We start from the raw sequence: 13,328 nt of genomic DNA on the forward strand, positions 1-13,328 counted from the left end.
CGGAACCCTGGTCGAACAAACCCTGACAGAAAATGAAGGTAGAAAGACTGGACCCGGCATCAGACGCGGCAGGCAGGTTGATTGCCCTGTCTGATGCGTATATGGCTGCGCTCTATCCGGCCGAAAGCAATCACCTCGAAAGCGCCACCGCACTGGCGCAAGACAATGTGATGTTTTTCGGCTGCCACATCGATGAAGAACTGGCTGCATGCGGTGCTGTCAAGATACTGTTTGATGACGATGCCCAATTGAGCTATGGCGAAATCAAACGTCTGTTTGTGCCGGATGAATTTCGTGGCAAGGGTTTATCCAAACTCATCATGCGGGCGCTGGAAGACCACTTGCTGGCCCATGATATACGCGTCGCCAGGCTGGAAACCGGCATCAAGCAACCCGAGGCCCTGGGCCTGTACTTCCGCCTTGGTTATGCCGAACGGGCCGCTTTTGGTGACTATGAAGAAGACCCCTTGAGTATCTTCATGGAAAAAAATCTGCTGACCTGAATCTGAATCGTCATTGCCCCACCCGCAACTGACAATCAGGTAGCCTGCATGCTAGCCTAAGCTCAGCAACATTGCGCCAAATGAAGGCACGGTTAAAATCCTGCATTGCTGAAAAACGGTATCGCCTTATAGCATGGCGGCACCTGTCGCCTGCCGTACCGGGATACCCGCCGGGTCAAAATTCTCCAGGCAGTACACATTGATGCCAAAATTGTCCGGCGTGACGCGCTTGCGATGAAAAGGATAAATACCGCAAGTCTTACAAAAATAATGGCGTGCCGTATGGCTGTGAAACTGGTATTCGCTCAGCGATTCTGCACCTGCCAGCAGCTTGAAACGGCTTTCATGCACCTTGACCATCAAGGCATTTTTGCGACGGCACATTGAACAGTCGCACATGGTCAGTTCAGGGAAATCCGTTTCTATCTCAAAACGCACGGCACCGCAGTGGCAACTGCCCCGATAGCTTTGCATGGGGCGGTGGCCCGCTTGTTGATCTTGCATCCTGTGTTCCTTTATCCTCTGACTGATAGCTTCATAGTAACGACACTGGATATTGTATGCCGCCACGCTGCAAGGCAGGCGCGCGTATGTCGAATCCCGGCTAGTCTGGCAATCCATCGCCAGACAGCGGCCAGACCTGGCACGCTTTGCAGAAGGTGGGCAGCAGGCGAATTTGTTGTGACGTATTCAGGCCGATGCGCTCATGCCGGTATCCAGAAAATCGACATGAAAATCAACAATCACCTGGCCCGCGATACGCTGTACCGAGCCATCCTTGTGCATGCGACTGACTGTCTTGTCTTCGCGTGAACGCACATCGATCTGGAATTCAGGGTGGTGTTTGCCAAAGGTATCGACGATGGTTTCCCTGACTTGTGCCAGCATGGCAGTTTCAGCAGCTGTCACGGTTTCGATGGCATCCTGATTCGCTGCTTCCAGGTGGGTGACAGTGTTCTCGCTGTCGCCAAAGAATTGATCCACAGTCTGTTTGAACTCGCGTTGTGTGGTCACACAATACTGTATCTTTGCAATCGGGAACAGGCTATGCACAATGCGCGATGCCATTACGCGTTCCGGGTCGGTGGTCATGATGACCAGGCTGTCAGCGCTTTCTTCCAGGACGATCCAGTGATGGTCTTCAACATAGGCACGCTTGAAGTTTTTCAAGGCATCCGGACGCACGCGGTCGGTCTTGTAAGGCTGGTACCCGCACTCAAAATAAGCCGCCAGTGACTGGCCGAGATCGGCAGGCTTGACCTCGAATTCATCGACCAGTATATCTTCCACATCCACACCCTTGCGTCGCGCTGCGCGTGCAGCCAGGCCCAGTTCGGGAATCGACAATATCGAAGATTTGATCAGGCTGTCAAACTTGGTATGAATCACCTGTGGCGACATCAGGCGCTGGGAAAATGCCACTGCCAGGGTATTGCGCAGATAACGGAATCCCTCTTCCAGCAATTGCGGGAACTGACAGTCATTGCGGTAATTGATCAACTGCAGTACCCCCAGCAATTCATTGCTTTGTTCATGCACCAGCGGGCCAACCAGCATTTGCTTGGTGCGAAAACCGGTGCGCTGGTCTACCCTGCGCAAAAATTCCAGATTTGGCGAATGGGTTTTTAACTCGGTTTCGTCGTAGACATTGGTCAGATTGATGGTTTTCTTGGTCATGGCCACATAACCGGCAACACTTTTTTCCGAGATCGGCAGAGCAAAATCCTTGAAGGAAATCAGGCCGGTCTTGACCTTGGATTCAATCGCATTTTTCTTGTAATTGACGGAATACAGCGTCAGGCGTTCACATTCAAACAGCTCGCAAATACTCTGCGACATATCGAGCATGATCTGTTCGATATTGCTGGTCGAATGGATGGCATTCGTGATGGTTTGCAGGTGCTTGAAAAAGTGTAAGCGAGCATGCACGTCGTCGTTGTCATGGACATCATACTGATCTTGTTGGATACGGCGCACAAAACTCATAAATGGACTTTCAAGAATTAAGGATTCCAGAGCTTATTCTGCCACAGCTGAATGTTCCAGTCGTTGTGACAATGATAATCTTGATATGGCTTGCTTAAAAAATGACCCGCTTCCAAACCTAGTGCTGGAATGGAAAGGTTTTCAGTAGGGTTTGTGCGTGAATGGGCCGGGCCTGATGCAGGGATATATCCTGCATCAGGCCCGACAGCGCAGCAGCTTGGCTGCTACCGGGCTTACCAGACGGTGATGCGCTTGTCTGGCGCTACATACATCTTGTCACCTTCCTTGACGCCGAAGGCGGAATAGAATGCAGGCAAATTCGTCAGTGGACCATTGCCACGGAAGGCGGCAGGCGAGTGCGTGTCGGTATTGATTCTGAGGATGGATTCATCGTCGCGTGACTTGCTGCGCCAGACCTGTGCCCAGCCCATGAACACACGCTGATTGCCGGTAAAACCGTCAATCACCGGTGCTGGCTTGCCACCCAGAGAAATCTGGTAAGCCTTGTACGCAATCGACAGGCCAGAGTTATCGGCGATATTTTCACCCAGGGTCAAGGCACCATTCACATGGTAGCCAGGCAGTGGACTATAGGCGTTGTACTGGCTGATCATGGCCGTAGTCAGTTTGCCGAAGTTGGCCTTGTCTTCCTTGGTCCACCAGTCGCGCAAATTGCCGTCACCATCAGATTGGCGGCCGGAGTCATCAAAGCCATGGCTGATTTCATGCCCAATGACAGCACCGATACCGCCATAGTTGACGGCATCATCCGCCGCCGGATTGAAGAATGGTGGCTGCAATATCGCCGCCGGGAACACAATCTCGTTCAGGCGTGGATTGTAATAGGCGTTGACCGTCTGCGGGCTCATATTCCATTCTGTGCGACTGACCGGCTGGCCCAGCTTGCTCAACTGGCGCCGGGATTCATATTCCCGCCCACGAATGACATTGCCGACCAGATCATCCTTGACGATATTCAGCTTGCCATAATCGCGCCACTGGTCAGGGTAAGCAATCTTGAGATTGAATTTAGCCAGTTTCGCCAGTGCTTCCTTCTTGGTTTCCGGGCTCATCCAGCTCAGGGTTTGTATGCTTTGTTTGTAAGCCTGCAGCAGGTTATTCACCAGCGTCAGCATGCGCGCCTTGTCTTCTTGCGGGAAGTATCTTTCCACATACAATTGCCCCAGCGCTTCCGACATGGCGTCTTCTACCCGGGCGACACCACGTTTCCAGCGGACCTGATTGGCAGGCACGCCGCGCAGGGTCTTGTGGCTGAACTCAAAATCCTGGTCGACAAAACGCTGACTGAGGAAAGGTGCATAGGCATTCAGGACTTGCCATTTCAAATAGGTTTTCCAGGTATCCAGTGGGGTCACATCGACTAATTTTGCCAGTTCGCTGAAAAAATCAGGCTGACGTACGATCACATAGTCGACCTTGCCTGCCACGTCATTGGCGGTGAAGTAGGCAGCCCAGTCAAAGCCTGGCATCAGTTGCGCCAGTTGCTTCAGGTCGGTCTTGTTATACGTCTTGATGGGATCACGATTGGCTACCTTGGTCCACTGTATTCTGGCGATCTGTGTTTCCAGTGCCAGGATGGCGGCTGCACTTTTCTCCGGGGCGGCCTGGCCGCTCATGCCCAGCATTTTTTCCAGATGCGTGAGGTAGGCATCACGAAAACCCTTGAGCTTGGCATCGTCGTCCTTCAGGTAATAATCGCGATCTGGCATGGTCAGGCCACTCTGGCTCAGGTACAGCGCGTAACGACTGGAATCACGTGCATCCAGGCTGATGCCTGCCGCCACGGGCAGGTTGACACCCAGCTTGCTCAGGTCTGCCATCAGGGCAGCAAGTTTGCTCTTGTCATTCAATGCATCTATACGCGCGAATTCGGTCTGCAAGGGTTTGATATCCAGCGCATTGGCGCGGGCTTCATCCATGAAGCTATTGTACAAATCAGCAATTTTTTTCTGATTCGAACCGGTGACCAGTTTATTGTCATTGGCCAGTGCCTGAATGATGTCGTAAGACCTTTGCTCGGACAGTTCACGCAACTGGTCAAACGAACCAAAGCGCCCGCGGTCTGCCGGAATTTCTGCCGTTGCCAGCCACTTGCCTGACATGAACTGGAAAAAATCATCTTGCGGCCGCACGCTTTTATCCAGCCATTGCAGATCAATGCCGGAAACCAGTTTGTGGCTGGCTGCTGTGGCGGGCGCAGCATTGTCAGCAAAGGCGGTGGCCATGCCGGCATTGGCAAACAGACTAGCCAGTGCGAGAGAAATCAGGGTGCGCGACATAATATTTCCTGTATATGGATGTTGGATCAGGAAAGGTAGATGCTTTAACTTGCGCAAAGTTCAGCCATTTTAAAGAACTTTTATGCTGCACCCCGGCAAAAATAGGCGTTTGCCAGATTGCCTGGCGTCGCAATATTGAAGATTTGTTATCAACCGTGATCAGTTATCCAGATAGGCCTGGGGCATAGGCTGAATTGCAGGCCAGGCTAGACCAGGCTCTTGCGGTAGACAATAAAACCGGACCGGTCGGCCACCTGATTATAGAGCCGCTGGGCAGTGGTGTTGGTTTCATGGGTTTGCCAGTACACCACGGTGCTCCCGTCCAGGTTTGCCTGTTCATAGACAGCTTCGATCAGCGCCCGTCCCACGCCTTGGCCGCGCGCTTCCGGTGTCGTGAACAAATCGTTCAGATAACAACTGGCTTCGATGCGACTGGTGGTGCGGTGGAACAGGTAATGTGCCAGCCCCAGCAACTGCCCGTCCTGTTCTGCCACCAGTGCTTGCAGCGGTTCATAGCCATCAAAAAACCGCGACCAGGTCATCTGCGTGACGGCATCCGGCAGCGCATTCGGGCCTGTGCGTTCATAGAAACGGTTATAGCCATCCCACAGGACAGACCAGGCGGCAAAGTCTTCTTTTTTGACAGATCTGACCAGAATGTTTTTGTTCATAAGACAGGTTCCCAAAGGTTTTAAATAAACAGTTGTTGTTCCATGATGCTTGCCATATCCGCCACTTCAGAATTACCACTTTCGCGCAAGCCGTTCGCAATCGTCATGCGGTCACCGGTAGTCTTATTCTGGCTGGTTTTCCATTTGCCGCAGATGCGTTGTATGGGGATTTCTATACCGACGATCAGGTCCATCATCCGGTCTATGTATTCTGCCGGCGCATCGCTGACTTTCCATGGCTGATCCAGCTTGTGTTCAAAATGTGCGCTGAGTTGCGTCAGCAAGGCCAGGAATTGCTGGCGATCTTCGACGATGCGCAGGGGGCCATGGGCATGCACGACCACATAGTTATACGTAGGTACGACGGCACCGCTATGTTTTTTTTCTGCATACCAGCGCGGGCTGATGTACGCATGCGCACCCTGGAAAATCACCAGCAAGTCTTTGCCCGTAGCCGCGTTTTGCCATACCGGGTTGCTGCGGCCAACGTGGCCGCGCAAGACGCCATAAGGGGCATCTGCAGTCGGTGGCGTCACCAGAAAAGGCAGATGATTGGCATCCAGGCCATCCTCATTGTGTGTGACCATGGCGGCCAGAGGATGTGCCTGTATCAGGGCATGCAAGACATCCAGGCGCTGTTCGGAAAAATGATCTGGTAAATACATGTTTATTCGATTTCTATGATGACTTCTGCGTGAATGGAATTGGCGATATAGCATTGCTCATGCGCCCTATGATGTAGTTCTTTGCGCTCCTGCAAGTCAGGCTGCCGGGCACCTGTATAGCTTTCACGCGGGCGCAAATGGATGCGTGTGATAGCGAGCTTCCCTTGCGCATTGTTATCCATGATACCGACTGCCAGGTCCTGATACCGGTCCAGTACATAACCGCGCTGCGCCACGAAGGATAGATAGAACAGCATATGGCAGGACGCCAGCGCAGCAACCAGCGCTTCTTCCGGGTCGATATTCGCGGGTTCTGACATCGGCAACGGCACCGACAGCGGCGAAGATGAGGCGGGTACGCGCAATCCGCCATCAAATTCCCACTGATGGGCACGGCTGTATTGGTTGTCAGTAAATACCTGCTGACCACGTTCCCAAGCAATGTTTGCCTGATATTGATGCATTTTTTACTCCGGGTAGAAGAAATTAAGTTAATCTTAGTTTTAGTATTGGCTATTTAAAAGTACCAATTTTGAATAAAATAAGAATACCAATTTACCTGAGTAAGTTTTAATCCCATGCATGTATCTTCATTGATAGCCAGCATTACGCTGGACCGACAACAGGGCTTGCCCTTGTACCGGCAGTTATATGGCGAAATCAGAAAGGCCATACTCGGTGGCCAGATGCTGCCGGGCATGCAATTGCCGCCCAGCCGTGAATTTTGTGTGGCCCTGGGTATCTCCAGGCAAACCGTGCTGAACGCCTATGATCAATTGTTGGCGGAAGGTTACCTGCGTGGCACGGTCGGGCAGGGCACCTTTGTGAATGAAGACTTGCCGGCATTGGTGGAACAGGGCAAATCCACTGACCTGCAACTGACGGACAGTGTGACGGCTGAAAATGGCAAGTGCATTTCGTCACGAGGCCAGCATTATATTGATCCGCGCGGCCTTACCCGTTTCCATCAGGGACAGGTGCGCGCCTTCAGAGTCAGCATGCCCGACCTTGGCCTGTTCCCTTTTGAAGTATGGGCCAGACTGGAAGCGCGGCATTACCGTCATCACAAAGGGCAGCTTGGTTACGGTGATCCTGCCGGCTACCGGCCGCTGCGTGAATTGCTGGCGGTGAATCTGAAAGCCGCACGTGGCGTCAATTGCACACCAGAACAAATCTTGATCACGTCGGGTTCGCAACAGGCACTCTACCTGCTTGCTACCATGTTGCTGGATGTCGGCGAACAGGCTTGGGTAGAGGCACCCTGTTATCGCGGCACCACTGCAGCCCTGCATGCAGCACAGGCGCAGATGTGCCCGGTGCCGGTAGATGCAGAAGGCATGGATGTTGCCTATGCCGCCACCCATTTCCCCGCAGCGAAACTGGCCTTCGTCACTCCCTCGCACCAGATGCCCCTGGGGATGACCATGAGCCTGCAAAGACGCATGGCCTTGCTGGATTGGGCACAACAAAATGCGGCCTGGATAGTGGAAGATGACTACGATAGTGAATACCGTTTCGGTAGTTCGCCGCTGGCATCCCTGCAAAGCCTGGACACCCGGCAATGCGTGATTTATGTCGGTACCTTGTCCAAGGTATTGTTTCCCAGTTTGCGTCTTGGCTATATGGTCTTGCCAGAGAAATTGCGCGAGCCGCTGGTACAGGGAAAATCCGTGATCGACAAGCTGACTGCCGTTATGCCACAAATGGTATTGACTGACTTTATTGCAGAAGGCCATTTTGGCAGGCACATCAAACGCACGCGCAAAATCTATGCCGAACGTCAGGCCTGCCTGGTCAACTGCATACGGCATGTATTGAATGATGAACTGGAATGTGGGGCACAAGACGGTGGGCTGGACCTGGCCGTGTATTTCAAAAAAAACCGCGACGAAGAACGCATCATTCAGGCCGGGCTGGCGCTCGGTCTGGAATTGCGTGGCTTGTCGCATTATGTCGGCATACCGGGGCAGGCTGGTCAGGCTGGACAGTTTGGCAGCCATCCCCCCGGCTTGTTACTGGGTTTTGCTGCACTGGATATCGCTGAGATAGAACGCAGTGTGATGCTGCTGGCCAGTCTTTTCAATCAAGACCCGCACACAGCACACACAGCGCACACTGCATGAAATCATTGCAATGCTGTTCAGGCAGCCAGCATGTCAGGCTCTGCCGGGGTCAGCAGCGCATGCCGGTTGATGGCACTGATAATGGCCTTGATGCTGGCCGTCGTTGCATCATCAGCGATGGCCGCACCATGCTGGCTGACCCCGTCATTGATGCGTGCTTCAATGATGCAGACTGATTGTTGTTTGCCATTGCGCGTTACCTGTTGCTCGCTCCTGTCCATGATGTTGATGCTAAAGCCCATGGTCTGGAATGCCTGTATCTGTGCGTCAAAAATACCATGACCTGTACCGTGCACAGCTTGTGGCTGTTGCTGGTACAGCAGATCCATGCGCAGGGATATGTGCGCTGAATCAGATGGCGTGGTCCCGTGATGCGGGACAGGGTTTGCATGATGTGCCTGATAACTTAAAGGGTTTGCCAGTTGCAGATAGGTGTCACTGAAAATCTGGTGTATCTGCTGTGCATGCATTTCTTTACCACTTTGATCGGCAAAGGCTTGCACCACCCGGCTGAATTCGATTTGCAGACGGCGTGGCAGGTTGATGCCATATTCCTGCTCCAGCAAAAATGCCATGCCACCTTTGCCTGACTGGCTGTTGACGCGTATCACCGCATCGTAGTCACGGCCCAGGTCTGCCGGGTCTATCGGCAAATACGGGACTTCCCAGATACCATCCCTACTTTGCTGGGCAAAGCCCTTCTTGATGGCATCCTGGTGCGAGCCAGAAAAGGCAGTAAACACCAGGTCACCCACATACGGGTGCCGCGGATGGACCGGCAACTGGTTGCACGCTTCCACGCACTGACGCACGCTGTCGATGTCGGAAAAATCCAGGCCAGGATGTATACCCTGGGTGTACAGATTCAAGGCCAGCGTCACCAGGTCCACATTGCCAGTGCGTTCACCATTGCCGAACAGGCAGCCTTCGACACGATCGGCACCTGCCATCAGCGCCAGTTCGGCAGAGGCAACGGCAGTGCCCCGGTCATTATGCGGATGTACGCTAAGGATGATGGCATCGCGCTGTGCCAGATGTCGGTGCATCCATTCAATCTGGTCGGCATACACATTCGGTGTCGCACATTCAACTGTCGTCGGCAAGTTGATGATCATCTTGCGCTCTGGTGTCGGCTTCCAGATGGCAAGCACGGCGTCGCATACTTCTTTCGAGAAATCCAGTTCAGCCATGCTGAAGGTTTCAGGTGAATATTCAAATACCCATTCCGTTTCTGGCATGGCATCTGTCAATTGTTTGATGAGACGGGTACCATCGGTGGCGATCTGTTTGATTTCTTCACGCGATTTGCCAAACACGATACGGCGAAAAGCCGGCGCAATCGGATTGTACAAATGCACGATGGCGCGCCTTGCGCCTCTGACCGATTCAACGGTGCGACGGATCAGGTCTTCACGTGACTGTGTCAATACTTCGATGGTGACATCGGCCGGGATGCGCTGTTCTTCTATCAGTTTTCGCACAAAGGCAAAATCGGTTTCCGAGGCGGAAGGGAAGGCGGCTTCAATTTCCTTCAAACCTATCTTCACCAGCATCTCAAAGAAACGCAGTTTTTTTATCGCATCCATGGGTTCGATCAGGGCCTGATTGCCATCACGCAAATCGGTACTCATCCAGATCGGTGCCTGCTGTATGCGGCGGCTGGGCCATTGCCTGTCTGCCAGATCAACGGTAGGGAAGGCTTGATATTTTTTACTCGGGTCGATGATCATCTTGTTCTCTTTGTAAAGGGCAGAGGGGTAGCAATGGGCAGCAAAGCACCTCAGCAATGCACTGATTTCTGTTTTGATTGCAAGGGAAAGAGTGGCTTCAGGCTAACCGGCGGCCACGGAAAAATACGAGGCCGGTTAACCGATCAGTAGTCGTAGCGCAGCCAGGCGCAGCATGCAGGCAGCAGGGACGATCGCCGTCACGGTGAACTGGTCACCGGCAGAAATCCTTGCTGAGTTGATCAAATGTGTCATGCTGTTTTTTTCCTGGATACAGGAAATCGCTAAAGGTAGTGCTAAACAAACTGTGGAAGTGAAACTGGAGGTACAACTGAAAGGCGAAGCTAAGGAAACCTATAAAGTTTATAGTAGCGCGCCAGATAGTGCAGGTAGTAGAGATAGTGTTACCGACATAGACATCTGTACCGCTGGCAAGAGCTTGCCAGTAGTCGCGGTGTGCGCATCAGATGTGTAGGTAAGAAAGTTCATGTGCTTAATGTAAAAGATATCCGGCACTTTCGTCAAGCAGAATTTACTGGCACCTCGATCTGCTTGAAAAGATGGGTACACAGGATACGGTCCTGTGCACTCATCCCTCATTTGTTTTTCGCCTGTTCCCGGTCAGGGCTTGCGTACCGGTTTGGCAGCAAATTTGTAGGAAAAAAACAGCAATAACAAGCCAGCCAGTATCATCGGCAGCGACAACATCTGTCCTGCCGATATCGTGAACCCAAGGAAGTCAACTTCATAATCCGGCGTGCGGAAGTATTCGGTAAAAAAGCGCGTGCAGCCATACAGGGTCACGTACAAGGCACCTACGGCCAGGCGCGGTCTTGGTCGCATGGCAAACAGCCAGAGGATGATGAAAACCAGGACGCCATCCACCAACGCCTGGTAAATCGGCGAAGGGTGGACCGGGTAAGTGATGCCCGGCCACATCATCGCCCAGGGCAAGTCCGCAGACGCCACACGTCCCGGCAATTCATGATTGATGAAGTTGCCGACACGGCCAGCGGCATAACCCAGCGGCACCAGCGGCGCAATAAAGTCATACACATCGGCCAGGTGGAACTTGGCTTTGCGCGCCCACAAGTACATGGCGACCAGCACCCCCAGGAAACCGCCGTGAAAAGACATGCCCCCTTTCCACACCGCGAAAATTTCCAGCGGATGGGAGGCATAGTACGAAAAGCCATAGAACAGGACTTCGCCCAGGCGACCGCCTATGATGACGCCCAATACCCCAAAAAACAGCATGTCGTCGATATGCTCGCGGGTCCATCCTTTAGCCGCAATATGCGGTTGTCGCAGCCTGACGCGGCCAAGGATAATGAACTGGACAAACGCCACCAGATACATGATGCCGTACCAGTGGACAGAAACCGGGCCTAAGGAAAATGCAACAGGGTCAGGATTTGGATGAATGAGCATGAAATTCAATTATTGGTTAAACAGATGCACAAAGGCATCAAGTACTGCTGAATGATTGTTTTTGTGCCAGGCCAGGCCAATTTCCACCACAGCCGTGCTGTCCGGTAAATCAAAGTACAGAACGCCGGGGCGTTGCAGGTTCGACACGGATTGTGGCACAAGTGCGATTCCCATGCCAGCCGACACCAGGCCAACGATGGTCTGCATCTGTATTGCCTCTTGGCCGATCTCGGGCGTCAGGCCGGCGCTATGAAAGCAGCCCAGTATGGCATCGTGCAATGCAGGAGCAATTTTTCGCGGAAACAGGATCAGGGGCATGTTTTCGCATTCTGCCAGGCTCATGCTGCTGCGTCCTTTGGCAAAGCTTTCCGGTACCGCCAGCATGAGCGGTTCCGACAAGACTTTCTGGTAGCTCAACAGATGTTGCAGCTTTTCCGGGATGGGGGGAATCAGGAAGCCGGCATCGATTTCGGCTTTTTCCAGCGCATCCAGTTGCACGTCGGTGGTTGCTTCGCGCAGTTCTATGTGCACCGCCTGATGTTGCTGGCGAAACTCGCGCAGCGCCGGCGGCAAGATGCTGTAGTCGGCAATCGACACAAAGGCCAGCGACAACTGGCCACTGGCGCCACTGGCGGCCAGTTGTGCCAGTTGTGGCAGGGCTTGCGCTTGTTGTATGAGCCGCCTGGCTTCGGGCAAGAGTGCCAATCCGGCAGAAGACAAGGCAATATTGCGGGTATTGCGGATGAACAGGTCAGCACCCAGTATGCTTTCGAGTGCCTGTATCGCCTGTGACAGTGGTGGCTGGGTCATGTGCAACCGCGCTGCTGCTTTGCCGAAATGCATTTCTTCGGCAACAGCAAGAAAATAGCGCAACTGACGCAATTCAAGATGTCTTGTTTCTGGTATCGGCATGGCGTGTTTCAGGCGGATTTGCGCCGAGTGATGGTTAACCTAATGGCCAACCAGCCTGTTTTGCTGGCCTGATCAGCGTCTGCCACTTTTTTTCTCGAAAGCGCGTTTGACCCGCTCTTTCTGGATTTTCTCGTAATGTGCATGGTCTTTGCGTTTGTCCAGTCCGAACACGCGTTCAAAGACTTCAAACCATAGAAAAACGGCAAAAGCACCACCGACTATCCACCACCAGGACAAAGTGGCAAAAATGGATATTTCTGCGAATTTCAAGACCAGCAGTAAAAACAGGACAATGATGGCGAACATGGCTAACTTCCTTTTTGTATAGGACTTGTGCAGAAAAGTCCTTGTCTTCAGCTCTGGCTGCAACATAAGAGCTGAAATTTGCGTAATTCCATTATACCTCCCTATCCCAAACCTGCTTCAGGTCAACCTTTGGTTTGCCGAGAACGTTAGATGTTGGAAAAAGCAGTAAAATGGCGAATAATTTTTAACCTGGAGAAAGCAATGAAATATTCTTTGTTGGTAGGTTCTGTGTTGGCGGTCATGGCTTCTGGTTCAGCGATGGCAAATATGGATTTGGCAAAAGCAAAAAACTGCATGGCTTGCCACTCGGTGGATACCAAGATTGTTGGTCCCGCCTATAAGGATGTGGCCAAGAAATACGCTGGCAACAAGAAAGCCGAAGACATGCTGGTGCAAAAGGTATTGAAGGGCGGTACCGGTACCTGGGGTGCGATTCCCATGCCAGCGAATGCACAGGTAACTGAAGCCGAAGCCAGGACGCTGGTGAAATGGATTTTGAACTTGAAATAAGGATTTGCTTCTTACAAGCTCTGAGGCAAGCCCCGACCTACTTGGTATACTTATCTTATTGATAAGCACGGAATTTAGTGGCATGCCAGGCAGCCGCATAAAAAAACCAGGATATCTGTCCTGGTTTTTTTATGTTTGACGGGTTTTGGCTGCAGATAAAAAAACAGCCAGCTTGCGCCGGCTGTTATTACAAG

General features: G+C 52.5%; 14 protein-coding genes. 4 read left to right on the top strand and 10 right to left on the bottom strand.

The window, feature by feature from the left end; all coding sequences use genetic code 11:
- Window positions 1–32 precede the first annotated feature (32 nt).
- Window positions 33–503: a GNAT family N-acetyltransferase gene (locus tag ACO0K9_RS17140; RefSeq protein ID WP_422987077.1), complete on the top strand. Its 471-nt coding sequence runs from the start codon at window positions 33–35 to the stop codon at window positions 501–503.
- A gap of 126 nt (window positions 504–629) precedes the next feature.
- On the opposite strand, the gene ACO0K9_RS17145 is transcribed toward ACO0K9_RS17140, so the two are convergent.
- From ACO0K9_RS17145 to ACO0K9_RS17170, 6 genes are all read right to left on the bottom strand, one after another.
- Window positions 630–1,007, bottom strand: a complete 378-nt coding sequence (locus tag ACO0K9_RS17145) for a GFA family protein (RefSeq protein WP_422987079.1) — start codon at window positions 1,005–1,007, stop codon at window positions 630–632.
- A gap of 186 nt (window positions 1,008–1,193) precedes the next feature.
- Window positions 1,194–2,489, bottom strand: coding sequence for a GAF domain-containing protein (locus ACO0K9_RS17150; protein WP_422987081.1), 1,296 nt, complete (start codon window positions 2,487–2,489; stop codon window positions 1,194–1,196).
- Window positions 2,490–2,722: 233 nt separating this feature from the next.
- Window positions 2,723–4,789: a M13 family metallopeptidase gene (locus ACO0K9_RS17155; protein WP_422987083.1), complete on the bottom strand. Its 2,067-nt coding sequence runs from the start codon at window positions 4,787–4,789 to the stop codon at window positions 2,723–2,725.
- A 206-nt stretch (window positions 4,790–4,995) separates the two neighbouring features.
- Window positions 4,996–5,460 carry a GNAT family N-acetyltransferase gene (locus ACO0K9_RS17160; RefSeq protein WP_422987085.1) on the bottom strand — a complete coding sequence of 155 codons (465 nt, stop codon included), beginning with the start codon at window positions 5,458–5,460 and terminating at the stop codon, window positions 4,996–4,998.
- Window positions 5,461–5,480: 20 nt separating this feature from the next.
- On the bottom strand, window positions 5,481–6,125 hold the full coding sequence (locus ACO0K9_RS17165; protein WP_422987087.1) for an FMN-binding negative transcriptional regulator: 645 nt from the start codon (window positions 6,123–6,125) through the stop codon (window positions 5,481–5,483).
- 2 nt (window positions 6,126–6,127) lie between these two features.
- Window positions 6,128–6,589: an OsmC family protein gene (locus ACO0K9_RS17170; protein ID WP_422987089.1), complete on the bottom strand. Its 462-nt coding sequence runs from the start codon at window positions 6,587–6,589 to the stop codon at window positions 6,128–6,130.
- Between the two features lie 114 nt (window positions 6,590–6,703).
- Between ACO0K9_RS17170 and ACO0K9_RS17175 the strand changes: the two genes are divergently transcribed.
- Window positions 6,704–8,248, top strand: coding sequence for a PLP-dependent aminotransferase family protein (locus tag ACO0K9_RS17175; RefSeq protein ID WP_422987091.1), 1,545 nt, complete (start codon window positions 6,704–6,706; stop codon window positions 8,246–8,248).
- A gap of 17 nt (window positions 8,249–8,265) precedes the next feature.
- On the opposite strand, the gene leuA is transcribed toward ACO0K9_RS17175, so the two are convergent.
- A complete protein-coding gene (gene leuA, locus ACO0K9_RS17180) occupies window positions 8,266–9,978 on the bottom strand; it encodes a 2-isopropylmalate synthase (protein WP_422987093.1) in 1,713 nt (570 codons plus the stop codon).
- A 172-nt stretch (window positions 9,979–10,150) separates the two neighbouring features.
- Between leuA and ACO0K9_RS17185 the strand changes: the two genes are divergently transcribed.
- Window positions 10,151–10,450, top strand: a complete 300-nt coding sequence (locus ACO0K9_RS17185) for a hypothetical protein (RefSeq protein WP_422987095.1) — start codon at window positions 10,151–10,153, stop codon at window positions 10,448–10,450.
- Between the two features lie 146 nt (window positions 10,451–10,596).
- Here the strand turns inward: ACO0K9_RS17185 and lgt are convergent, their stop codons facing one another.
- From lgt to ACO0K9_RS17200, 3 genes are all read right to left on the bottom strand, one after another.
- Window positions 10,597–11,406, bottom strand: coding sequence for a prolipoprotein diacylglyceryl transferase (gene lgt / locus ACO0K9_RS17190; RefSeq protein WP_422987097.1), 810 nt, complete (start codon window positions 11,404–11,406; stop codon window positions 10,597–10,599).
- 9 nt (window positions 11,407–11,415) lie between these two features.
- Window positions 11,416–12,318, bottom strand: coding sequence for a LysR family transcriptional regulator (locus tag ACO0K9_RS17195; protein ID WP_422987099.1), 903 nt, complete (start codon window positions 12,316–12,318; stop codon window positions 11,416–11,418).
- 72 nt (window positions 12,319–12,390) lie between these two features.
- Entirely contained in the window at window positions 12,391–12,624 is a 234-nt protein-coding gene (locus ACO0K9_RS17200; protein WP_422987101.1) for a TIGR04438 family Trp-rich protein, read from the bottom strand.
- A gap of 201 nt (window positions 12,625–12,825) precedes the next feature.
- Between ACO0K9_RS17200 and ACO0K9_RS17205 the strand changes: the two genes are divergently transcribed.
- Complete coding sequence (locus ACO0K9_RS17205) at window positions 12,826–13,134, top strand: c-type cytochrome (protein ID WP_422987103.1); 309 nt, start codon at window positions 12,826–12,828, stop codon at window positions 13,132–13,134.
- The last annotated feature ends 194 nt before the right edge of the window (window positions 13,135–13,328 follow it).

The sequence above is a fragment of the Undibacterium sp. Ji50W genome (assembly GCF_049340445.1).
GTDB lineage: Bacteria > Pseudomonadota > Gammaproteobacteria > Burkholderiales > Burkholderiaceae_D > Undibacterium.